This window comes from Escherichia sp. WS2035, from assembly GCF_046487065.1.
Lineage (GTDB): Bacteria > Pseudomonadota > Gammaproteobacteria > Enterobacterales > Enterobacteriaceae > Escherichia > Escherichia coli.
This window is the reverse complement of the sequence record NZ_JBJQKD010000005.1, coordinates 207326-230704: the sequence shown is the minus strand read 5'-3', so window position 1 is coordinate 230704 and position 23379 is coordinate 207326. Positions and strand designations below refer to the sequence as shown.

The following is a 23379-nucleotide window of genomic DNA, read 5'->3' as shown; positions in this document are numbered from 1 at the left end:
AGGGGAAAATGAAAATTTTCCCCGGTTTCCGGTATCAGACCTGAGTGGCGCTAACCATCCGGCGCAGGCAGGCGATTTGCAGTACGGCTGGAATTGTCACGCGATAGGCACTGCCGCTGACCGCTTTAACCCCATTTAATGCTGCGCCCACAGGGCCTCCCAGACCCGCGCCGCGCAGCAAACCATGCCCAAGCACGCTCATTGCTGCGTGGGTGCGTAAAATGCGGGTCAATTGGCTGGAAAGCAAATGCGACACACCTTTTGCCAATAATTTGTCTTTCATCAGCAGCGGCAGCAGCTCTTCCAGCTCATTCACCCTGGCATCGACCGCGTGCAGAAACTCCTGCTTATGTTCCTCGTCCATTTTCTTCCAGGTATTACGCAGAAATTGTTCCAGTAACTGTTGCTCAATTTCAAACGTAGACATCTCTTTGTCGGCTTTCAGCTTCAATCGCTTTGAAACATCGAGCAAAATGGCGCGATACAATTTACCGTGTCCGCGCAGTTTGTTGGCGATACTATCGCCACCAAAATGCTGTAATTCTCCGGCAATCAGCTGCCAGTTGCGGCGGTGTCGCTCGGGATGTCCTTCCATCGATTTAAACAGTTCGTTGCGCATCAGTACGCTGGAGAGGCGAGTTTTGCCTTTTTCATTATGGGTGAGCAGCCGGGCGAAATTTGCCAACTGTTCCTCACTACAATGCTGGAGAAAATCCAGATCTGAATCATTCAGGTAATTAACATTCATTTTTTGTGGTTTCTATATTCTGGCGTTAGTCGTCGCCGATAATTTTCAGCGTGGCCATATCCGATGAGTTCACTGTATGACCGGAAAAGGTGATTTTTGAGACGCAGCGTTTGTTGTCGTTATCGCTGTTAATGTTGATCCAGTCAGTGGTTTGCCCTTCTTTTATTTCTGAAGGAATATTCAGGGTCTGACTGGCGCTTCGGGTGGCTTTGAAATAAATCGATGCACCGCTTAACTGCAAATCGCCATGGTCGGCTGAGAGTTGTATGCGTTTAACAATGCGACAAACAGGAAGTTTCAGCGCCAGATCGTTGGTTTCGTTTCGCGGCATTGCAATGACGCCGAGGATTTTATGGTCGTTTGCCTGCGCCGTGCAGCACAGCATCAGGCTAATCGCCAGGCTGGCGGAAATCGTAATAACGGATTTCATAAGGATTCTCTTGGTGGGGAGGGGTAAGGGGATGAAACTAGTTTACCGCTGATAAAGAGAAGTTTCAGGCACGTAATATTTTCTTTTTATTACAATTTTTTGATGAATGCCTTGCTGCGATTCATTCTTTATATGAATAAAATTGCTGTCAGTTTCACGTCTTGTCCTGCCATATCGCGAAATTTCTGCGCAAAAGCACAAAAAATTTTTGCATCTCCCCCTTGATGACGTGGGTTACGACCCCATTTAGTAGTCAACCGCAGTGAGTGAGTCTGCAAAAAAATGAAATTGGGCAGTTGAAACCAGACGTTTCGCCCCTATTACAGACTCACAACCACATGATGACCGAATATATAGTGGAGACGTTTAGATGGGTAAAATAATTGGTATCGACCTGGGTACTACCAACTCTTGTGTAGCGATTATGGATGGCACCACTCCTCGTGTACTGGAGAACGCCGAAGGCGATCGCACCACGCCTTCTATCATTGCCTATACCCAGGATGGTGAAACTCTGGTTGGTCAGCCGGCTAAACGTCAGGCAGTGACGAACCCGCAAAACACCCTGTTTGCGATTAAACGCCTGATTGGCCGCCGCTTCCAGGACGAAGAAGTACAGCGTGATGTTTCCATCATGCCGTTCAAAATTATTGCTGCTGATAACGGCGACGCATGGGTCGAAGTTAAAGGCCAGAAAATGGCACCGCCGCAGATCTCTGCTGAAGTGCTGAAAAAAATGAAGAAAACCGCTGAAGATTACCTGGGTGAACCGGTAACTGAAGCTGTTATTACCGTACCGGCATACTTTAACGATGCTCAGCGTCAGGCAACCAAAGACGCAGGCCGTATCGCTGGTCTGGAAGTAAAACGTATCATCAACGAACCGACCGCAGCTGCGCTGGCTTACGGTCTGGACAAAGGTACTGGCAACCGTACTATCGCGGTTTATGACCTGGGTGGTGGTACTTTCGATATTTCCATTATCGAAATCGACGAAGTTGACGGCGAAAAAACCTTCGAAGTTCTGGCAACCAACGGTGATACCCACCTGGGTGGTGAAGACTTCGACAGCCGTCTGATCAACTATCTGGTTGAAGAATTCAAGAAAGATCAGGGCATTGACCTGCGCAACGATCCGCTGGCAATGCAGCGCCTGAAAGAAGCGGCAGAAAAAGCGAAAATCGAACTGTCTTCCGCTCAGCAGACCGACGTTAACCTGCCGTACATCACTGCAGACGCGACCGGTCCGAAACACATGAACATCAAAGTGACTCGTGCGAAACTGGAAAGCCTGGTTGAAGATCTGGTAAACCGTTCCATTGAGCCGCTGAAAGTTGCACTGCAGGACGCTGGCCTGTCCGTATCTGATATCGACGACGTTATCCTCGTTGGTGGTCAGACTCGTATGCCAATGGTTCAGAAGAAAGTTGCTGAATTCTTTGGTAAAGAGCCGCGTAAAGATGTTAACCCGGACGAAGCTGTAGCCATCGGTGCTGCTGTTCAGGGTGGTGTTCTGACTGGTGACGTAAAAGACGTACTGCTGCTGGACGTTACCCCGCTGTCTCTGGGTATCGAAACCATGGGCGGTGTGATGACCACGCTGATCGCGAAAAACACCACTATCCCGACCAAGCACAGCCAGGTGTTCTCTACCGCTGAAGACAACCAGTCTGCGGTAACCATCCATGTGCTGCAGGGTGAACGTAAACGTGCGGCTGATAACAAATCTCTGGGTCAGTTCAACCTGGATGGTATCAACCCGGCACCGCGCGGCATGCCGCAGATCGAAGTTACCTTCGATATCGATGCTGACGGTATCCTGCACGTTTCCGCGAAAGACAAAAACAGCGGTAAAGAGCAGAAGATCACTATCAAGGCTTCTTCTGGTCTGAACGAAGATGAAATCCAGAAAATGGTACGCGACGCAGAAGCTAACGCCGAAGCTGACCGTAAGTTTGAAGAGCTGGTACAGACTCGCAACCAGGGCGACCATCTGCTGCACAGCACCCGTAAGCAGGTTGAAGAAGCAGGCGACAAACTGCCGGCTGACGACAAAACTGCTATCGAGTCTGCGCTGACTGCACTGGAAACTGCTCTGAAAGGTGAAGACAAAGCCGCTATCGAAGCGAAAATGCAGGAACTGGCACAGGTTTCCCAGAAACTGATGGAAATCGCCCAGCAGCAACATGCCCAGCAGCAGACTGCCGGTGCTGATGCTTCTGCAAACAACGCGAAAGATGACGATGTTGTCGACGCTGAATTTGAAGAAGTCAAAGACAAAAAATAATCGCCCTATAAACGGGTAATTATACTGACACGGGCGAAGGGGAATTTCCTCTCCGCCCGTGCATTCATCTAGGGGCAAATCAAAAAAGATGGCTAAGCAAGATTATTACGAGATTTTAGGCGTTTCCAAAACAGCGGAAGAGCGTGAAATCAAAAAGGCCTACAAACGCCTGGCCATGAAATACCACCCGGACCGTAACCAGGGTGACAAAGAGGCCGAGGCGAAATTTAAAGAGATCAAGGAAGCTTATGAAGTTCTGACCGACTCGCAAAAACGTGCGGCATACGATCAGTATGGTCATGCTGCGTTTGAGCAAGGCGGCATGGGCGGCGGCGGTTTTGGCGGCGGCGCAGACTTCAGCGATATTTTTGGTGACGTTTTCGGCGATATTTTTGGCGGCGGACGTGGTCGTCAACGTGCGGCGCGCGGTGCTGATTTACGCTATAACATGGAGCTCACCCTCGAAGAAGCTGTACGTGGCGTGACCAAAGAGATCCGCATTCCGACTCTGGAAGAGTGTGACGTTTGCCACGGTAGCGGTGCAAAACCAGGTACACAGCCGCAGACCTGTCCGACCTGTCATGGTTCTGGCCAGGTGCAGATGCGCCAGGGTTTCTTTGCCGTGCAGCAGACCTGTCCACACTGTCAGGGCCGCGGTACGCTGATCAAAGATCCGTGCAACAAATGTCATGGTCATGGTCGTGTTGAGCGCAGCAAAACGCTGTCCGTTAAAATCCCGGCAGGGGTGGACACTGGAGACCGCATCCGTCTTGCGGGCGAAGGTGAAGCGGGCGAACACGGCGCACCGGCAGGCGACCTGTACGTTCAGGTTCAGGTTAAACAGCACCCGATTTTCGAGCGTGAAGGCAACAACCTGTATTGCGAAGTCCCGATCAACTTCGCTATGGCGGCGCTGGGCGGCGAAATCGAAGTGCCGACCCTTGATGGTCGCGTTAAACTGAAAGTTCCTGGCGAAACCCAGACCGGTAAGCTGTTCCGTATGCGTGGTAAAGGCGTCAAGTCTGTCCGCGGCGGCGCACAGGGTGATTTGCTGTGCCGCGTTGTCGTCGAAACACCGGTAGGCCTGAACGAGAAGCAGAAACAGCTGCTGCAAGAGCTGCAAGAAAGCTTTGGTGGCCCAACCGGCGAGCACAACAGCCCGCGCTCAAAGAGCTTCTTTGATGGTGTGAAGAAGTTTTTCGACGACCTGACTCGCTAACCTCCCCAAAAGCCTGCCCGTGGGCAGGCCAGGTAAAAAAAAGGGTGCGTTGAAGATATGCGAGCACCTGTAAAGTGGCGGGGATCACTCCCCGCCGTTGCTCTTACTCGGATTCGTAAGCCGTGAAAACAGCAACCTCCGTCTGGCCAGTTCGGATGTGAACCTCACAGAGGTCTTTTCTCGTTACCAGCGCCGCCACTACGGCGGTGATACAGATGACGATCAGGGCGACAATCATCGCCTTATGCTGCTTCATTGCTCTCTTCTCCTTGACCTTTCGGTCAGTAAGAGGCACTCTACATGTGTTCTGCATATAGGGGGCCTCGGGTTGATGGTAAAATATCACTCGGGGCTTTTCTCTATCTGCCGTTCAGCCAATGCCTGAGACAGACAGCCTCAAGCACCCGCCGCTATTATACTGCGCTTTTAATTCACTTCTGTTTTATCAATTCTTTTTCTGAAGACGCCTCGCATTTTTGCGGAATAATATTTCAATACATCAATTTATTTAACTTAAATATATCCAGGGATTCACAAAAAAGGTGTTTTCCTCTATCAAAAGTGAATGGCTAAAGGAAATTAATTATTAAAGGTTAGTGTAATACTATAGAGAGACAAAGAAATACGTTCAGCAGCCAATGCTAAGTTCATCATGAAAAATGCCTATAAATCAAAGGGTGATATTTAAAACAGACACATTTTCTGAAACACGATATCCCTCCGCCCGTTCGCAAAAGTAATCTGCGATCTTCATCACGCTTCGATAGTCATCTTTAAATATACTGGCCTGGTCATTCTTAATAAAAATGAATTGTCTGGTGTATTAATTCCTATGGAATCATAAAAACAATGAATGGAGAACATATTATATGTCTGCCAAAAGACGACTTCTTATTGCGTGTACCCTGATAACAGCTATCTATCATTTTCCTGCATATTCTTCATTAGAATATAAAGGAACCTTTGGTTCAATAAATGCGGGTTATGCAGACTGGAATAGTGGATTTGTAAACACTCACCGTGGTGAAGTATGGAAAGTGACTGCGGATTTTGGGGTAAATTTTAAAGAAGCAGAATTTTACTCATTTTATGAAAGTAATGTACTCAATCATGCTGTAGCAGGGCGAAATCATACGGTTTCAGTAATGACGCATGTCAGACTCTTTGACTCTGATATGACATTCTTTGGCAAAATTTATGGCCAATGGGATAACTCATGGGGTGACGATCTGGACATGTTTTATGGATTCGGTTACCTCGGCTGGAACGGCGAGTGGGGCTTTTTTAAACCGTATATTGGATTACATAATCAATCTGGTGACTACGTATCAGCTAAATATGGTCAAACGAATGGTTGGAATGGTTATGTTGTTGGCTGGACAGCAGTATTACCATTTACGTTATTTGACGAAAAATTTGTTTTATCTAACTGGAATGAAATAGAACTGGACAGGAACGATGCTTACACGGAGCAGCAATTTGGCCGGAACGGGTTAAATGGCGGTTTAACTATTGCCTGGAAGTTCTATCCTCGCTGGAAAGCCAGTGTGACGTGGCGTTATTTCGATAATAAGCTGGGCTACGATGGCTTTGGCGATCAAATGATTTATATGCTTGGTTATGATTTCTAATTTTTTATCAGGGAATAATTATGCAGAAAACGTTAATGGCCAGTTTGATCGGCCTTGCAGTTTGCACAGGGAATGCTTTTAGTCCTGCCTTAGCCGCAGAGGCTAAACAACCTAATTTAGTCATTATTATGGCGGATGATTTAGGTTATGGCGATTTAGCAACATATGGTCATCAGATCGTTAAAACACCTAATATCGACAGGCTTGCCCAGGAAGGGGTCAAATTTACTGACTACTATGCCCCCGCTCCTTTAAGTTCACCTTCACGCGCAGGGCTATTAACCGGCCGGATGCCATTTCGTACTGGAATTCGCTCATGGATTCCTTCAGGCAAAGATGTTGCCTTAGGGCGTAACGAACTCACGATTGCTAATCTACTCAAAGCGCAAGGGTACGACACGGCAATGATGGGTAAGCTGCATCTGAATGCAGGCAGCGATCGCACCGATCAGCCACAAGCACAAGATATGGGCTTTGATTACTCACTGGTTAATACGGCGGGCTTTGTTACCGACGCCACGCTGGATAACGCTAAAGAACGCCCGCGTTATGGCATGGTTTACCCGACAGGCTGGCTACGTAACGGGCAACCCACTCCACGAGCCGATAAAATGAGCGGTGAGTATGTCAGTTCGGAAGTCGTCAACTGGCTGGATAACAAAAAGGACAGCAAGCCTTTCTTCCTCTATGTTGCTTTTACCGAAGTGCATAGCCCCCTGGCTTCGCCCAAAAAATACCTCGATATGTACTCACAATATATGAGCGCGTATCAGAAGCAGCATCCTGATTTATTTTATGGCGACTGGGCAGACAAACCCTGGCGTGGTGTGGGGGAATATTATGCCAATATCAGCTATCTGGATGCACAGGTTGGAAAAGTGCTGGATAAAATCAAAGCTGTGGGTGAAGAAGATAACACAATCGTTATTTTTACCAGTGATAACGGTCCGGTAACGCGTGAAGCGCGCAAAGTGTATGAGCTGAATTTGGCAGGGGAAACGGATGGATTACGCGGTCGCAAGGATAACCTTTGGGAAGGCGGAATTCGTGTTCCAGCCATTATTAAATATGGTAAACATCTACCACAGGGAATGGTTTCAGATACACCCGTTTATGGTCTGGACTGGATGCCTACTTTAGCGAAAATGATGAACTTCAAATTACCTACAGACCGTACTTTCGATGGTGAATCGCTGGTTCCTGTTCTTGAGCAAAAAGCATTGAAACGCGAAAAGCCATTAATTTTCGGGATTGATATGCCATTCCAGGATGATCCAACCGATGAATGGGCGATCCGTGATGGTGACTGGAAGATGATTATCGATCGCAATAATAAACCGAAATATCTCTACAATCTGAAATCTGATCGTTATGAAACACTTAATCTGATCGGTAAAAAACCAGATATTGAAAAACAGATGTATGGTAAGTTTTTAAAATATAAAACTGATATTGATAATGATTCTCTAATGAAAGCCAGAGGTGATAAACCAGAAGCGGTGACCTGGGGCTAACCTGATAATCATAATAAATGTAATGTATGCCATTTAGGGCTATGCCCGCCTGATTCAGTGCTACGCATTGAATCAGGTTCTTTTCGCGTTGAACAATATCAAGATACGGCTATTCGCAGGGAGTGGATATGTTTACCAACGTAAATGTTGATTGTTGCAAAACACCAGGATGTAAAAACCTGGGGTTGCTGAATAGCCAGGATTATGTCGCACAGGGTAAAAATATTTTATGCCGTGAATGTGGTTACTTGTTTCCAGTGATATCTGAACAGTCGCTTAATATTTATCGTAATATTGTGAATCACTCCTGGAGAGGTTTGATTTGCCAATGTTCAACTTGCGGAGGCACGTCCCTCAAAAAATATGGATATTCTGCACAAGGCCAGAGAAGAATGTATTGCCATCATTGTGAGAAAACATTTATCACTCTGGAACATGTAATTACCACACCACGAGGAGCCCAGTTAGCATTGATGATTGAGCAAGGGGAGGCACTTGCGGATATCAGAAAGTCATTACTTCTTAACAGCACTGGACTTAGCCGTGAACTGTTAAAATTAGCGCGTGAAGCAAACTATAAAGAAAGTCGACAGTGTTTCCCAGCTTCTGATATTACCCTGAGTACCCGCGCTTTTCGCGTCAAGTATAATGGTAGCAATAACTCTCTTTATGCTCTTGTTACCGCAGAAGAACAAAGCGGCAGGGTGGTTGCCATCTCAACCAATTACTCCCCATCTGCCGTAGAGCAACATTATCAATACACATCGAACTATGAAGAGCGTATGTCTCCAGGGACGCTGGCACATCATGTCCAGCGCAAAGAGTTACTTACTATGCGGCGGGATACCTTGTTTGATATTGATTACGGCCCGGCAGTTTTACATCAAAACGATCCGGGAATGTTGGTAAAACCGGTTCTTCCGGCATATCGTCATTTTGAACTGGTCAGAATACTGACCGATGAGCATTCCAACAACGTTCAGCATTACCTTGATCACGAATGCTTTATATTGGGCGGCTGCCTGATGGCTAATTTGCAGCATATTCATCAAGGTCGCTGCCATATTTCCTTTGTCAAAGAGCGCGGTGTGGCACCCGCCACCATTGATTTTCCGCCGCGATTATTCCTTAGTGGTGGGGTACGAAATAATGTCTGGCGTGCATTTTCTAACCGCAATTATTCAATGGCTGTATGCAATCTCACTGGCAGTAAGAAAGTCCGCGAGATGCGGCATGCAACATTGAACAGTGCGACGCGTTTTATCCACTTTGTGGAGAACCATCCTTTCCTTATATCATTGAACCGAATGTCTCCTGCGAATGTCGTTTCTACATTAGATATCCTCAAACATCTGTGGAATAAAAAACTAGAGCATGGAACAATTTAATTATTACTTTTCCGAATAATTTCTTCAGAAATCTTGACATTAGACTATGATTAATGGGGTTTAAGGTCATCAGCCGCCGCTTTCGGGCATCAAAAACTCATCTCTCGCTGATGGCGCAATTCTTTTAATAGATCGTAAAAAGCGAGCTATTCCTACACTATAATCTGATTTTAACGATGATTCGTGCGGGGTAAAATCGTGAAAACGATCTATTCACCTGAAGAGAAATAAAAAGTGAAACATCTGCATCGATTCTTTAGCAGTGATGCCTCGGGAGGCATTATTCTCATTATTGCCGCTGTATTAGCGATGATTATGGCCAACAGCGGTGCAACCAGTGGATGGTATCACGACTTTCTTGAGACGCCGGTTCAGCTCCGGGTTGGGACACTTGAGATCAACAAGAACATGCTGCTATGGATCAATGACGCTCTGATGGCGGTATTTTTCCTGTTGGTTGGTCTGGAAGTTAAACGCGAGCTGATGCAAGGTTCGCTGGCCAGTCTGCGCCAGGCGGCATTTCCTGTTATTGCCGCAATCGGCGGGATGATTGTCCCGGCATTGCTCTATCTGGCTTTTAACTATGCCGATCCTATCACTCGCGAAGGCTGGGCAATCCCGGCGGCGACTGACATTGCCTTTGCACTTGGTGTGTTGGCGCTGTTGGGAAGTCGTGTTCCGTTAGCGCTGAAGATCTTTTTGATGGCTCTGGCTATTATCGACGATCTTGGGGCCATCATTATCATCGCATTGTTCTACACTAATGACTTATCGATGGCCTCTCTTGGCGTCGCGGCTGTAGCAATTGCGGTACTCGCGGTATTGAATCTGTGTGGTGTACGCCGCACGGGCGTTTATATTCTGGTTGGCGTGGTGCTGTGGACAGCGGTGTTGAAATCAGGTGTCCATGCAACGCTGGCTGGCGTCATTGTCGGCTTCTTTATTCCGTTAAAAGAGAAGCATGGGCGCTCTCCGGCTAAACGTCTGGAGCATGTTTTGCATCCATGGGTGGCGTATCTGATTTTGCCGCTGTTTGCATTTGCTAATGCTGGCGTTTCACTGCAAGGTGTCACGCTGGAAGGTTTGACCTCCATTCTGCCATTAGGGATCATCGCTGGTTTGCTGATTGGCAAGCCACTGGGTATTAGTCTGTTCTGCTGGTTGGCGCTGCGTTTGAAACTGGCACATCTGCCAGAGGGAACGACTTACCAGCAAATTATGGCGGTTGGTATCCTGTGCGGTATCGGTTTTACTATGTCTATCTTTATTGCCAGCCTGGCATTTGGTAGCGTAGATCCAGAACTGATTAACTGGGCAAAATTAGGTATCCTTGTCGGTTCAATTTCTTCGGCGGTAATTGGATATAGCTGGTTACGCGTTCGTTTACGTCCATCAGTTTGACAGGACGATGTACTGGGGAGCCATAAACGGCTCCCTTTTCATTGTTATCAGGGAGAGAAATGAGCATGTCTCATATCAATTACAACCACTTGTATTACTTCTGGCATGTCTACAAAGAAGGTTCTGTGGTTGGCGCAGCGGAGGCGCTTTATTTAACACCACAAACCATTACCGGGCAGATCCGGGCGCTGGAAGAGCGCCTGCAAGGGAAACTATTTAAGCGTAAAGGACGTGGTCTGGAACCCAGCGAACTGGGGGAACTGGTCTATCGCTATGCCGATAAAATGTTCACCTTAAGCCAGGAAATGCTGGATATCGTCAACTATCGCAAAGAGTCCAACTTATTGTTTGATGTTGGTGTGGCAGATGCACTTTCCAAACGTCTGGTCAGTAGCGTACTTAACGCCGCAGTGGTAGAAGGCGAGCCGATTCATCTTCGCTGCTTCGAATCCACCCACGAAATGCTGCTGGAGCAATTAAGTCAGCATAAACTGGATATGATCATTTCCGACTGTCCGATAGATTCTACGCAGCAGGAAGGCCTGTTCTCCGTGAGAATTGGCGAATGTGGCGTGAGTTTCTGGTGTACAAATCCACCACCGGAAAAACCGTTCCCGGCTTGTCTGGAAGAACGGCGGCTTTTGATTCCTGGGCGACGTTCAATGTTAGGGCGCAAATTGCTTAACTGGTTTAACTCCCAGGGATTAAACGTAGAAATCCTTGGCGAGTTTGATGATGCCGCGTTGATGAAAGCTTTTGGTGCGATGCACAATGCAATCTTCGTTGCTCCAACGCTTTATGCATATGACTTTTATGCCGATAAAACTGTCGTAGAAATTGGTCGCGTCGAGAATGTGATGGAAGAGTACCATGCTATTTTTGCTGAGCGGATGATTCAGCACCCGGCGGTACAGCGAATCTGCAATACGGATTATTCTTCGTTGTTTTCTCCCGCCTCACGATAGCTATTAAAACTCACGCCCCGCTACATACGGGGCGTGCTAATGAACAAACGATGTCCTTTAAACGGGAAATATCTGGCGATATTTCCCTTTCTCGCGAATGAATACCGGTATCTGGTGCAGCGGTGCGCAATGATGAAGCGTTTGCCCACCCGCGTAGTGTTCATGGGTATAAAAATCGATCCATGTCTCTCCAGCAGGCAACCAGACATCACGTGAACGTGTACCTTCGTGCATTACAGGGGCAACGAGAAGGTCTGGGCCAAAGCAGTACTGATCATAAATATTCCAGCTTTCTGCCTGGTCAGGAAATTCAAAGAACATCGTGCGCATTATCGGGCTGTTCTTCTCGTGCGTCTCAGCCATAATTTTACTGATATAAGATTTCAGTTTTTCACGCAACTGCAGGCAGGAAGTGAGAATTTCACCGGTTTCTTCACCATAGCTCCAGACTTCATTCGGCGCGCCAGTCGGACATTGTGCTATGCCATCACGATAGGGTTGTTCAGGCAAAACCTGCGGGTCGCGGTTGCCATGTAAACGCATTACTGGGCTGAATACCCCCCACTGGAACCAGCGAATTAACAGTTCATGGAATTTCGGATCGTGAATATTACCGCCGTGGAAACCACCAATATCGGTTGTCCACCACGGGATCCCGGCAATTCCCATGTTCAAGCCAGCGGCAAACTGATTACGCAAAGAACGGAAAGAGGAGTGAATATCGCCTGACCACACCAGAGCGCCATATTTCTGACTGCCAGCCCAGGCACAGCGCAGCAGGTTAATCACCTGCTTTTCACCAGCCGCGGTCATACCATCGAAGAACGTTTTGGCGTACATACGCGGATAGATATTACCGACTTCCAGCACAGGCCCTGCGTAGTAACGATAGTTGTCATAATCGTAAACACCGAACTCTGGCTCGGCTTCATCCAGCCAGAACAGTTTCACGCCTTTATCGTAATAATTGCGTTTGGCTTTGTTCCAGACATATTCCCGTGCGCCAGGATGGGTAGCATCAAAGAACGTGGTGTTGCCAAGGAAATCCATATTGATAGGCAAACCACGCTCGGTGTGGACCAGCCAGCCGTTTTCTTTCATCTCCCGATAACTCTCGGTACGGTTATCAACCGTGGGCCAGAAGGAGACCATCAGTTCAATGCCCATCTCTTTTAGTTCGGCAATCATGGCATCGGGATCGGGCCAGTCGCGCAGATCGAACATCCAGTCACCCTGATTCGGCCAATGGAAGAAATCGATGACAATCACCGAAATAGGCAAATTACGCTGCTTGTAGCCACGTGCAACTTCTAGTAACTCTTGCTGATTACGGTAGCGCAACTTGCACTGCCAGAATCCCATGGCGTAATCGGGCATCATTGGCGGCGTACCGGTAACACGTGCATAGGCGGCGCTGATTTCTGCGGGAGTATCCCCTGCGGTAACCCAGTAGTCCAACTGTTCGCTAACTTCTGCCACCCATTCCGTGCCATTTTGCGCGAAAGTGACGCGACCCACCGCTGGGTTATTCCACAGAAAACCATAGCCGCGATTAGAAAGCAGGAAGGGAACCGATGCCTGAGAATTACGCTGCGCCAGCTCTAGCATACAGCCTTTTAAATCCAGATTTGGCTGCTGGTACTGCCCCATGCCAAACAACTTTTCGCCATCGTTGGCTTCGAACCGCGCCTTGATTGTGTATTTCCCGCCGGGAATCGGTTTGAACTCGCGGGCCTGTAAATTCAGGGCGCTGACATACTGACCGTGGGCCGACTCATCTTCGCCAATTTCGCCGCGCTGACGCCAGAACTCCTGCAGCAGGCATTTTTCTGCATTACGCCAGAAAGAGATCTGACCCTGCAGATTAACAATGGCGGTGATTTTGCCGTTTTGTAGTGTTGCCTGCTTTTCTTCATATGTGATATAGGCGACAGCATCACCTTTTTCTTCTGTTAATGCCCAGTTTTCATTGCGCATCATCGGCAGATGGCGACCGCTACGCACACGTAAACTGTTCTCACCCCATGCTTCAATCCAGAGATAACGATCGTCTTGTTGCCAGACCAGACGATGGGGATCTTGCTTAATAAACGACATAATTTCCTCCAGGAGCTTGTGACATGTTTAAGGGTTATGAACTTGCAAATCGTGTTGGATGCACTCTTCCATCGCTTCATATTTACGAAAGAAGAGCAGTGGAATGGCGGCGAGTGCAAAGAGCACGGCTGGCACCCAGATAAACGCCCAGCTAATACCGTCCAGACCGGCGGCAGTTTGTGGCTGGTTGGGAATATAGCCAAAGCTGTTCATAATCCAGGCGGCGAAGGCGGTGCCGATACCACTGCCCATCTTGATGCAGAAGGTACTGCCGAAGGCGATTAGAATGCCGGTAGCTTTAATCCCTGTTTTCCAGCGACCAAAATCAACCGCGAAACCAAGCATGGCGAAGGGCATAGAGCAGGCAATGCCACTGCCAATATTCGCCAGCATCCAGGCGGCAATCATCAAAGGAATATTGTCTCCAGCCAGCCACATCAGTCCTCCGCCGAACATGGCGACCAGCAGGCCGGTGATCCAAATCCAGGTTTTGGAGAGGTAACGGCTGAAAAACGGAATTGCGATGATAAACAAAATCTGAATGGTGGCGAGGCTGTTGATCAAGGGAACTAAATCTTTGCGATCCAGGTTGTAGGTTAAATAGTAAACAATGGTTGTGTTGCGCTGCTGTAAGGCAATCCAGAAGATGAGATTTGCCAGCACCATCAGGATCCACGGCCAGTTGCCTTTCATTGCCGAAAAGCTCTTTTTCATCGGCAGACGTGGTTCCTGCTGTATTTTGTCGGTATCCAGTTCTCGAATATTTTTGAAGGCAAATAGCGTTAGCGCACAGGAGATTACGGAAAAGACGATAGCAGTATAAATAAATCCTGCCTTATCATTACCGTTTCCAAGAAAAGCCACTAACGGTAGCGCCGTCGCATTCATTAATAACACGCCAATTTGCCCGCCGGTCATCCGGTAAGAGTTTAATACCAACCGTTCTTTTGGTGATAACGTCATCAAAGGTAATATTGCGCTTAGCGGCGTGTTTAAACCGGTAAAAAGAATGCTGGCTAACATGTACGATATTGCTGAATATATGGTTTTACCTGTCATACTGATATCTGGCGACCAGAATGAGAGTGCGCTAAATACAGCAAAAGGTAATGGCAACCATAAAAACCACGGCCGACATTTACCGTAGCGGGAATGCGTTTTATCAATAATAATCCCCCATACCGGGGCATCGATACCGTCTACAATACGCGCCAGTAGCAGGATGATGCCAGCTACGGCAAGGCTTATGCCCGCCACGTCAGTGTAGAAATAGAGAATGTAGGTGGAGCCAAAACAGTAGAGCAGATTACCTGCAACATCCAGCGAACCATAGCTGATCCGTTGTATTAAAGGCTGTGAATCGGATGCGGATGATTTATCAGTTTCAAGTACGGAACTCATTATATTCTCTCCAGAACAAGAATGCCTGGCTCAGAAAAACGACTTTTACTTTCTAAGCAAATACATGCTAACTATCCTTGATGCGTATTTATTAATGATGTAAAGCAACGTTGTGGCAATGAGAGTAATTAAAGTGGGGAAGAGCGACAATTATAATTTTTCGTTTTAAGGTTGCGTTAATTAGTTTTTTATTCAGTTTTCCTGCTATTTGTTATACAGTTCACGTTTTACAGCCAAATGAAATATTTTATCTTTCACAATGAAAAAGCATCAATTATATTTATGATGTATTCATGGAGAAAATATATAATCGATTAACGGTAACTTCCGCAGGCATAAAAAAACCCGCCAGAGCGGGTTTTTTTACAAAGCTGACAACAACAGGCAATTAAGCCAGTTTGTTGATCTGTGCAGTCAGGTTAGCCTTATGACGTGCAGCTTTGTTTTTGTGGATCAGACCTTTAGCAGCCTGACGGTCCACGATTGGTTGCATTTCGTTAAATGCTTTCTGTGCAGCAGCTTTGTCGCCAGCTTCGATAGCTGCGTATACTTTCTTGATGAAAGTACGCATCATAGAGCGACGGCTTGCGTTGTGCTTACGAGCCTTTTCAGACTGAATGGCGCGCTTCTTAGCTGATTTGATATTAGCCAAGGTCCAACTCCCAAATGTGTTCTATATGGACAATTCAAAGGCCGAGGAATATGCCCTTTTAGCCTTCTTTTGTCAATGGATTTGTGCAAATAAGCGCCGTTAATGTGCCGGCACTCGTTACGTAGTGATGGCGCAGGATTCTACCAGCTTGCGGGGTGTGAATACAGCTTTTCCGCGAGAAAAATTGCAGTAGGCGGTCAGTTTCTTCCCATGATTTGCGCCATAGCAATGAAAAGCCACTTCTTTCTGATTTCGGTACTCAATCGCCGGTTAACCTTGACCGCTGTACAAGGTATACTCGGACGATTTTCACTGTTTTGAGCCAGACATGAAGCTGATACGCGGCATACATAATCTCAGCCAGGCCCCGCAAGAAGGGTGTGTGCTGACTATTGGTAATTTCGACGGCGTGCATCGCGGTCATCGCGCGCTGTTACAGGGCTTGCAGGAAGAAGGGCGCAAGCGCAACTTACCGGTGATGGTGATGCTTTTTGAACCTCAACCACTGGAACTGTTTGCTACTGATAAAGCCCCGGCACGGCTGACCCGGCTGCGGGAAAAACTGCGTTATCTTGCAGAGTGTGGCGTTGATTACGTGCTGTGCGTGCGTTTTGACAGGCGTTTTGCGGCGTTAACCGCGCAAAACTTCATCAGTGATCTTCTGGTGAAGCACTTGCGGGTAAAATTTCTTGCCGTAGGTGACGATTTCCGCTTTGGCGCTGGTCGTGAAGGCGATTTCTTGTTATTACAGAAAGCGGGTATGGAATACGGCTTCGATATCACCAGCACGCAAACTTTTTGCGAAGGTGGCGTGCGTATCAGCAGCACCGCCGTGCGTCAGGCGCTGGCGGATGACAATCTGGCTCTGGCAGAAAGTTTACTGGGGCACCCGTTTGCCATCTCCGGGCGTGTAGTCCACGGTGATGAATTAGGGCGCACTATAGGTTTCCCGACGGCGAATGTACCGCTACGCCGTCAGGTTTCCCCGGTGAAAGGGGTTTATGCGGTAGAAGTGTTGGGCCTTGGCGAAAAGCCGTTACCCGGCGTTGCAAACATCGGAACACGCCCAACGGTTGCCGGTATTCGCCAGCAACTGGAAGTGCATTTGTTAGATGTTGCAATGGACCTTTATGGTCGCCATATACAAGTAGTGCTGCGTAAAAAAATACGCAATGAGCAGCGATTTGCATCGCTGGACGAACTGAAAGCGCAGATTGCGCGTGATGAATTAACCGCCCGCGAATTTTTTGGGCTAACAAAACCGGCTTAAGCCTGTTATGTAATCAAACCGAAATACGGAACCGAGAATCTGATGAGTGACTATAAATCAACCCTGAATTTGCCGGAAACAGGGTTCCCGATGCGTGGCGATCTCGCCAAGCGCGAACCGGGAATGCTGGCGCGTTGGACTGATGATGATCTGTACGGCATCATTCGTGCAGCTAAAAAAGGCAAAAAAACCTTCATTCTGCATGATGGCCCTCCTTATGCGAATGGCAGCATTCATATTGGTCACTCGGTTAACAAGATTCTGAAAGACATTATCATTAAGTCCAAAGGGCTTTCTGGATATGACTCGCCGTATGTGCCTGGCTGGGACTGTCATGGTCTGCCAATCGAACTGAAAGTAGAGCAAGAATACGGTAAGCCGGGGGAGAAATTCACCGCCGCTGAGTTCCGCGCCAAGTGCCGCGAATACGCTGCGACCCAGGTTGACGGTCAGCGCAAAGACTTTATCCGTCTGGGCGTGCTGGGCGACTGGTCGCACCCGTACCTGACCATGGACTTCAAAACTGAAGCCAACATCATCCGCGCGCTGGGCAAAATCATCGGCAACGGTCACCTGCACAAAGGCGCGAAGCCGGTGCACTGGTGCGTTGACTGCCGTTCTGCACTGGCAGAAGCGGAAGTTGAGTATTACGACAAAACTTCTCCGTCCATCGACGTCGCTTTCCAGGCGGTCGATCAGGATGCGCTGAAAACGAAATTTGGCGTAAGCAATGTTAACGGCCCAATTTCGCTGGTTATATGGACCACCACGCCGTGGACGCTGCCTGCTAACCGCGCAATCTCCATTGCACCTGATTTTGATTATGCGCTGGTGCAAATCGACGGTCAGGCCGTGATTCTGGCGAAAGATCTGGTTGAAAGCGTAATGCAGCGTATCGGCGTTAGCGATTACACCATTCTTGGCACGGTGAAAGGTGCTGAGCTGGAACTGTTGCGCTTTACCCATCCGTTTATGGACTTCGATGTTCCGGCAATTCTTGGCGACCACGTTACGCTGGATGCCGGTACCGGTGCCGTTCATACCGCGCCAGGCCACGGTCCGGACGACTATGTGATCGGTCAAAAATATGGTCTGGAAACCGCTAACCCGGTTGGCCCGGACGGCACTTATCTGCCGGGTACTTACCCGACTCTGGATGGCGTTAACGTCTTCAAAGCGAACGATATTGTCATTGCGTTGTTGCAGGAAAAAGGCGCACTGTTGCACGTTGAGAAAATGCAACACAGCTATCCGTGCTGCTGGCGTCATAAAACGCCGATCATCTTCCGCGCGACGCCGCAGTGGTTCGTCAGCATGGATCAGAAAGGTCTGCGTGCGCAGTCACTGAAAGAGATCAAAGGCGTGCAGTGGATCCCTGACTGGGGCCAGGCGCGTATCGAGTCGATGGTTGCTAACCGTCCTGACTGGTGTATCTCTCGTCAGCGTACCTGGGGCGTGCCGATGTCACTGTTCGTGCACAAAGACACAGAAGAACTGCATCCGCGTACTCTCGAACTGATGGAAGAAGTGGCAAAACGCGTTGAAGTTGACGGCATCCAGGCGTGGTGGGATCTCGATGCGAAAGAGATCCTCGGCGACGAAGCTGACCAGTATGTGAAAGTACCGGATACGCTGGATGTATGGTTTGACTCCGGATCTACCCACTCTTCCGTTGTTGATGTGCGTCCGGAATTTGCCGGTCACGCAGCGGACATGTATCTGGAAGGTTCTGACCAACACCGTGGCTGGTTCATGTCTTCCCTGATGATCTCTACCGCGATGAAGGGCAAAGCGCCATATCGTCAGGTACTGACTCACGGCTTTACCGTGGATGGTCAGGGTCGCAAGATGTCTAAATCCATCGGTAACACCGTTTCGCCGCAGGATGTGATGAACAAACTGGGTGCGGATATTCTGCGTCTGTGGGTGGCATCAACCGACTACACCGGCGAAATGGCTGTTTCTGACGAGATTCTGAAACGTGCTGCCGACAGCTATCGTCGTATCCGTAACACCGCGCGCTTCCTGCTGGCAAACCTGAACGGTTTTGATCCGGCAAAAGATATGGTGAAACCGGAAGAGATGGTGGTACTGGATCGCTGGGCCGTAGGTTGTGCGAAAGCGGCACAGGAAGACATCCTCAAGGCGTACGAAGCATACGATTTCCACGAAGTGGTACAGCGTCTGATGCGCTTCTGCTCCGTTGAGATGGGTTCCTTCTACCTCGACATCATCAAAGACCGTCAGTATACCGCCAAAGCGGACAGCGTGGCGCGTCGTAGCTGCCAGACTGCGCTGTATCACATCGCAGAAGCGCTGGTTCGCTGGATGGCACCAATCCTCTCCTTCACCGCTGATGAAGTGTGGGGCTACCTGCCGGGCGAACGTGAAAAATACGTCTTCACCGGCGAGTGGTACGAAGGCCTGTTTGGTCTGGCAGACAGTGAAGCAATGAACGATGCGTTCTGGGACGAGCTGTTGAAAGTGCGTGGCGAAGTGAACAAAGTCATTGAGCAAGCGCGTGCCGATAAGAAAGTGGGCGGCTCGCTGGAAGCTGCAGTAACCTTGTATGCAGAACCGGAACTGGCGGCGAAACTGACCGCGCTGGGCGATGAATTACGATTTGTCCTGTTGACCTCCGGCGCTACCGTTGCAGACTATAACGACGCACCTGCTGATGCCCAGCAGAGCGAAGTCCTCAAAGGGCTGAAAGTCGCGTTGAGTAAAGCCGAAGGTGAGAAGTGCCCTCGCTGCTGGCACTACACCCAGGATGTCGGCAAGGTGGCGGAACACGCAGAAATCTGCGGCCGCTGTGTCAGCAACGTCGCCGGTGACGGTGAAAAACGTAAGTTTGCCTGATGAGTCAATCGATCTGTTCAACAGGGCTACGCTGGCTGTGGCTGGTGGTAGTCGTGCTGATTATCGATCTGGGCAGCAAATACCTGATCCTCCAGAACTTTGCTCTGGGGGATACGGTCCCGCTGTTCCCGTCGCTTAATCTGCATTATGCGCGTAACTATGGCGCGGCGTTTAGTTTCCTTGCCGATAGCGGCGGCTGGCAGCGTTGGTTCTTTGCCGGTATTGCGATTGGTATTAGCGTGATCCTGGTAGTGATGATGTATCGCTCGAAGGCCGCGCAGAAGCTAAACAATATCGCTTACGCGCTGATTATTGGCGGCGCGCTGGGCAACCTGTTCGACCGCCTGTGGCACGGCTTCGTTGTCGATATGATCGACTTCTACGTCGGCGACTGGCACTTCGCCACCTTCAACCTTGCCGATACTGCCATTTGTGTCGGTGCGGCACTGATTGTGCTGGAAGGTTTTTTACCTTCTAAAGCGAAAAAACAATAATAAACCCTGCCGGATGCGATGCTGACGCATCTTATCCGGCCTACAGATTGCTGCGAAATCGTAGGCCGCATCCGGCAAAAATCCTCAAAATATAAGAGCAAACCTGCATGTCTGAATCTGTACAGAGCAATAGCGCCGTCCTGGTGCACTTCACGCTGAAACTCGATGATGGCACCACCGCTGAGTCTACCCGCAACAACGGTAAACCGGCGCTGTTCCGCCTGGGTGATGCTTCTCTTTCTGAAGGGCTGGAGCAACACCTGCTGGGGCTGAAAGTGGGCGATAAAACCACCTTCTCGCTGGAGCCAGATGCGGCGTTTGGCGTGCCGTCACCGGACCTGATTCAGTACTTCTCCCGCCGTGAATTTATGGATGCAGGCGAGCCAGAAATTGGCGCAATCATGCTTTTTACCGCAATGGATGGCAGTGAGATGCCTGGCGTGATCCGCGAAATTAACGGCGACTCCATTACCGTTGATTTCAACCATCCGCTGGCCGGGCAGACCGTTCATTTTGATATTGAAGTGCTGGAAATCGATCCGGCACTGGAGGCGTAACATGCAGATCCTGTTGGCCAACCCGCGTGGTTTTTGTGCCGGGGTAGACCGCGCTATCAGCATTGTTGAAAACGCGCTGGCCATTTACGGCGCACCGATATATGTCCGTCACGAAGTGGTGCATAACCGCTACGTGGTCGATAGCCTGCGCGAGCGTGGGGCTATCTTTATTGAGCAGATTAGCGAAGTACCGGACGGCGCGATCCTGATTTTCTCCGCACACGGTGTTTCTCAGGCAGTACGTAACGAAGCGAAAAGCCGCGATTTGACGGTGTTTGATGCCACCTGTCCGCTGGTGACCAAAGTGCATATGGAAGTCGCCCGCGCCAGCCGTCGTGGTGAAGAATCTATTCTCATCGGTCACGCCGGGCACCCGGAAGTGGAAGGGACGATGGGCCAGTACAGCAACCCGGAAGGGGGAATGTATCTGGTCGAATCGCCAGACGATGTGTGGAAACTGACGGTCAAAAATGAAGAGAAGCTCTCCTTTATGACCCAAACCACGCTGTCGGTGGATGACACGTCTGATGTGATCGACGCGCTGCGTAAACGCTTCCCGAAAATTGTCGGTCCGCGCAAAGATGACATCTGCTACGCCACGACTAACCGTCAGGAAGCGGTACGCGCCCTGGCAGAGCAGGCGGAAGTAGTACTGGTGGTTGGTTCGAAAAACTCCTCCAACTCCAACCGTCTGGCGGAACTGGCCCAGCGTATGGGCAAACGCGCATTTTTGATTGACGATGCGAAAGATATCCAGGAAGAGTGGGTGAAAGAGGTTAAATGCGTCGGCGTGACTGCGGGCGCATCGGCTCCGGATATTCTGGTGCAGAATGTGGTGGCACGCTTGCAGCAGCTTGGCGGTGGCGAAGCCATTCCGCTGGAAGGCCGCGAAGAAAATATCGTCTTCGAAGTGCCGAAAGAGCTGCGTGTCGATATTCGTGAAGTCGATTAAGTCATTAGTAGTCTAAGTTATGCGAAAATGCCGGTCTTGTTACCGGCATTTTTTATGGAGAAAACATGCATTTACCTATCTTCCTCGATACAGACCCCGGCATTGACGATGCCGTTGCCATTGCCGCCGCGATTTTTACCCCCGAACTCGATCTGCAACTGATGACCACAGTCGCGGGTAATGTTTCGGTAGAGAAAACCACCCGCAACGCCCTGCAACTGCTGCATTTCTGGAATGTGGATATTCCGCTTGCCCAGGGCGCTGCCGTACCACTGGTTCGTGCGCCGCGCGATGCGGCATCTGTACACGGTGAATCGGGAATGGCTGGCTATAACTTTGTTGAACACAACCGTCAGCCACTGGGTATACCGGCGTTTCTGGCAATTCGTGATGCCCTGATGCGTGCGCCAGAGCCCGTTACCCTGGTGGCTATCGGTCCGTTAACCAATATTGCGCTGTTACTTTCACAATGCCCGGAATGTAAGCCGTATATTCGCCGTCTGGTGATCATGGGCGGTTCTGCTGGTCGCGGCAACTGCACACCAAACGCCGAGTTTAATATCGCTGCCGATCCAGAAGCGGCAGCCTGTGTCTTCCGTAGCGGCATCGAAATCGTCATGTGCGGTCTGGATGTCACCAATCAGGCAATATTAACCCCTGACTATCTCGCTACTTTGCCGGAGTTGAATCGCACCGGAAAAATGCTACACGCCCTGTTTAGCCACTACCGTAGCGGCAGTATGCAAAGTGGACTACGTATGCACGATCTTTGCGCTATCGCCTGGCTGGTGCGCCCGGAATTGTTCACACTCAAACCGTGTTTTGTCGCGGTAGAAACTCAGGGTGAATTTACCTCAGGCACGACGGTTGTTGATATCGACGGTTGCCTGGGCAAACCAGCCAATGTACAGGTGGCGCTGGATCTGGATGTGAAAGGCTTCCAGCAGTGGGTGGCTGAGGTGCTGGCCCTGGCGCTCTAATAATAAAACAAGGAAGTGTTCTATGACGTATGGAGAAGCGTATCTGGAAGGGTGGAAAAACATCTTTAATTATGAAGGTGTTTCCAATCGCTTCGAGTTCTGGTCGTTTATGATTGGTAGTGGCGTTATCTGTCTGCTTCCGCTTTTATGTTGGTGGTTAGCGGTAACAATTAACAATGACTATGGTGTTTTCATTTTTTTTGCGCTGCCCGCGTCATTTATTTTAACGTTGATTTTTGCCGTACCGGCGATAGCGTTAGCCGTCAGAAGGATGCACGATATCGGATATTCAGGGTGGTGGGTTACCATTGTCGTGTTGATCCCTGTTACGGGCGTAATTCTGCTTATACTGTGCTGCCTGCCGTCAAAGTCACAAGACCAGGCATAATGCCAGAGGGTATGACGCATCACTTTCTGCGTCATGCCTTTCACTGATATCCCTCCCTGTTTATCATTAATTTCTAATTATCAGCGTTTTTGGCTGGCGGCGTAGCGATGCGCTGGTTACTCTGAAAACGGTCTATGCAAATTAAC

General features: G+C 49.2%; 21 protein-coding genes. 15 read left to right on the top strand and 6 right to left on the bottom strand.

What is annotated here, in order from left to right; genetic code table 11:
• Positions 1–34: 34 nt before the first annotated feature.
• On the bottom strand, positions 35–748 hold the full coding sequence (gene msyB / locus ACJHX4_RS11415) for an acidic protein MsyB (RefSeq protein WP_001102393.1): 714 nt from the start codon (positions 746–748) through the stop codon (positions 35–37).
• A gap of 25 nt (positions 749–773) precedes the next feature.
• Positions 774–1178: a DUF2541 family protein gene (locus ACJHX4_RS11410; protein ID WP_000843689.1), complete on the bottom strand. Its 405-nt coding sequence runs from the start codon at positions 1176–1178 to the stop codon at positions 774–776.
• 370 nt (positions 1179–1548) lie between these two features.
• On the opposite strand from ACJHX4_RS11410, the gene dnaK reads away from it, so the two are divergent.
• Together dnaK and dnaJ are read left to right on the top strand one after the other, a co-directional pair.
• Positions 1549–3465, top strand: coding sequence for a molecular chaperone DnaK (gene dnaK / locus ACJHX4_RS11405; protein ID WP_000516135.1), 1917 nt, complete (start codon positions 1549–1551; stop codon positions 3463–3465).
• A gap of 88 nt (positions 3466–3553) precedes the next feature.
• Positions 3554–4684: a molecular chaperone DnaJ gene (gene dnaJ / locus ACJHX4_RS11400; RefSeq protein WP_001118464.1), complete on the top strand. Its 1131-nt coding sequence runs from the start codon at positions 3554–3556 to the stop codon at positions 4682–4684.
• A 103-nt stretch (positions 4685–4787) separates the two neighbouring features.
• Here the strand turns inward: dnaJ and mokC are convergent, their stop codons facing one another.
• The gene (gene mokC / locus ACJHX4_RS11395) at positions 4788–4940 is read right to left on the bottom strand and encodes a type I toxin-antitoxin system toxin MokC (protein ID WP_000809168.1); all 153 of its coding nucleotides are present in this window, start codon (positions 4938–4940) and stop codon (positions 4788–4790) included.
• Positions 4941–5553: 613 nt separating this feature from the next.
• On the opposite strand from mokC, the gene ACJHX4_RS11390 reads away from it, so the two are divergent.
• From ACJHX4_RS11390 to nhaR, 5 genes are all read left to right on the top strand, one after another.
• Positions 5554–6315, top strand: a complete 762-nt coding sequence (locus ACJHX4_RS11390; RefSeq protein WP_001274833.1) for an outer membrane protein OmpK — start codon at positions 5554–5556, stop codon at positions 6313–6315.
• 20 nt (positions 6316–6335) lie between these two features.
• Entirely contained in the window at positions 6336–7829 is a 1494-nt protein-coding gene (locus ACJHX4_RS11385) for a sulfatase (protein ID WP_001173016.1), read from the top strand.
• Positions 7830–7957: 128 nt separating this feature from the next.
• Entirely contained in the window at positions 7958–9217 is a 1260-nt protein-coding gene (locus ACJHX4_RS11380) for a hypothetical protein (RefSeq protein ID WP_000494928.1), read from the top strand.
• 234 nt (positions 9218–9451) lie between these two features.
• Entirely contained in the window at positions 9452–10618 is a 1167-nt protein-coding gene (gene nhaA, locus ACJHX4_RS11375; RefSeq protein ID WP_000681384.1) for a Na+/H+ antiporter NhaA, read from the top strand.
• A 65-nt stretch (positions 10619–10683) separates the two neighbouring features.
• Positions 10684–11583: a transcriptional activator NhaR gene (nhaR, locus tag ACJHX4_RS11370; RefSeq protein WP_001295755.1), complete on the top strand. Its 900-nt coding sequence runs from the start codon at positions 10684–10686 to the stop codon at positions 11581–11583.
• Positions 11584–11640: 57 nt separating this feature from the next.
• On the opposite strand, the gene ACJHX4_RS11365 is transcribed toward nhaR, so the two are convergent.
• The 3 genes from ACJHX4_RS11365 to rpsT all read right to left on the bottom strand — a co-directional run bounded on the left by ACJHX4_RS11365 (position 11641) and on the right by rpsT (position 15733).
• Positions 11641–13680 (bottom strand): TIM-barrel domain-containing protein, encoded by a 2040-nt coding sequence (locus ACJHX4_RS11365; protein WP_000008156.1) that lies wholly within the window; start codon positions 13678–13680, stop codon positions 11641–11643.
• A 27-nt stretch (positions 13681–13707) separates the two neighbouring features.
• Complete coding sequence (locus tag ACJHX4_RS11360; protein ID WP_247773261.1) at positions 13708–15081, bottom strand: MFS transporter; 1374 nt, start codon at positions 15079–15081, stop codon at positions 13708–13710.
• 388 nt (positions 15082–15469) lie between these two features.
• The gene (gene rpsT, locus ACJHX4_RS11355) at positions 15470–15733 is read right to left on the bottom strand and encodes a 30S ribosomal protein S20 (RefSeq protein WP_001274021.1); all 264 of its coding nucleotides are present in this window, start codon (positions 15731–15733) and stop codon (positions 15470–15472) included.
• Between the two features lie 102 nt (positions 15734–15835).
• Between rpsT and ACJHX4_RS11350 the strand changes: the two genes are divergently transcribed.
• The 8 genes from ACJHX4_RS11350 to ACJHX4_RS11315 all read left to right on the top strand — a co-directional run bounded on the left by ACJHX4_RS11350 (position 15836) and on the right by ACJHX4_RS11315 (position 23233).
• A complete protein-coding gene (locus ACJHX4_RS11350; protein WP_012896724.1) occupies positions 15836–16054 on the top strand; it encodes a DUF2575 family protein in 219 nt (72 codons plus the stop codon).
• A 7-nt stretch (positions 16055–16061) separates the two neighbouring features.
• Positions 16062–17003 carry a bifunctional riboflavin kinase/FAD synthetase gene (gene ribF / locus ACJHX4_RS11345; RefSeq protein WP_000767329.1) on the top strand — a complete coding sequence of 314 codons (942 nt, stop codon included), beginning with the start codon at positions 16062–16064 and terminating at the stop codon, positions 17001–17003.
• Between the two features lie 42 nt (positions 17004–17045).
• Complete coding sequence (gene ileS / locus ACJHX4_RS11340; protein WP_001286823.1) at positions 17046–19862, top strand: isoleucine--tRNA ligase; 2817 nt, start codon at positions 17046–17048, stop codon at positions 19860–19862.
• Complete coding sequence (lspA, locus tag ACJHX4_RS11335; protein ID WP_000083380.1) at positions 19862–20356, top strand: signal peptidase II; 495 nt, start codon at positions 19862–19864, stop codon at positions 20354–20356. The genes ileS and lspA overlap by 1 nt, the downstream gene beginning before the upstream one ends.
• A 107-nt stretch (positions 20357–20463) precedes the next feature.
• On the top strand, positions 20464–20913 hold the full coding sequence (fkpB, locus tag ACJHX4_RS11330) for an FKBP-type peptidyl-prolyl cis-trans isomerase (protein ID WP_000004655.1): 450 nt from the start codon (positions 20464–20466) through the stop codon (positions 20911–20913).
• A 1-nt stretch (position 20914) separates the two neighbouring features.
• Positions 20915–21865: a 4-hydroxy-3-methylbut-2-enyl diphosphate reductase gene (gene ispH / locus ACJHX4_RS11325; RefSeq protein ID WP_001166395.1), complete on the top strand. Its 951-nt coding sequence runs from the start codon at positions 20915–20917 to the stop codon at positions 21863–21865.
• Positions 21866–21930: 65 nt separating this feature from the next.
• Complete coding sequence (gene rihC, locus ACJHX4_RS11320; protein WP_000550598.1) at positions 21931–22845, top strand: ribonucleoside hydrolase RihC; 915 nt, start codon at positions 21931–21933, stop codon at positions 22843–22845.
• A 22-nt stretch (positions 22846–22867) separates the two neighbouring features.
• Positions 22868–23233: a DUF805 domain-containing protein gene (locus tag ACJHX4_RS11315; protein ID WP_000220881.1), complete on the top strand. Its 366-nt coding sequence runs from the start codon at positions 22868–22870 to the stop codon at positions 23231–23233.
• The last annotated feature ends 146 nt before the right edge of the window (positions 23234–23379 follow it).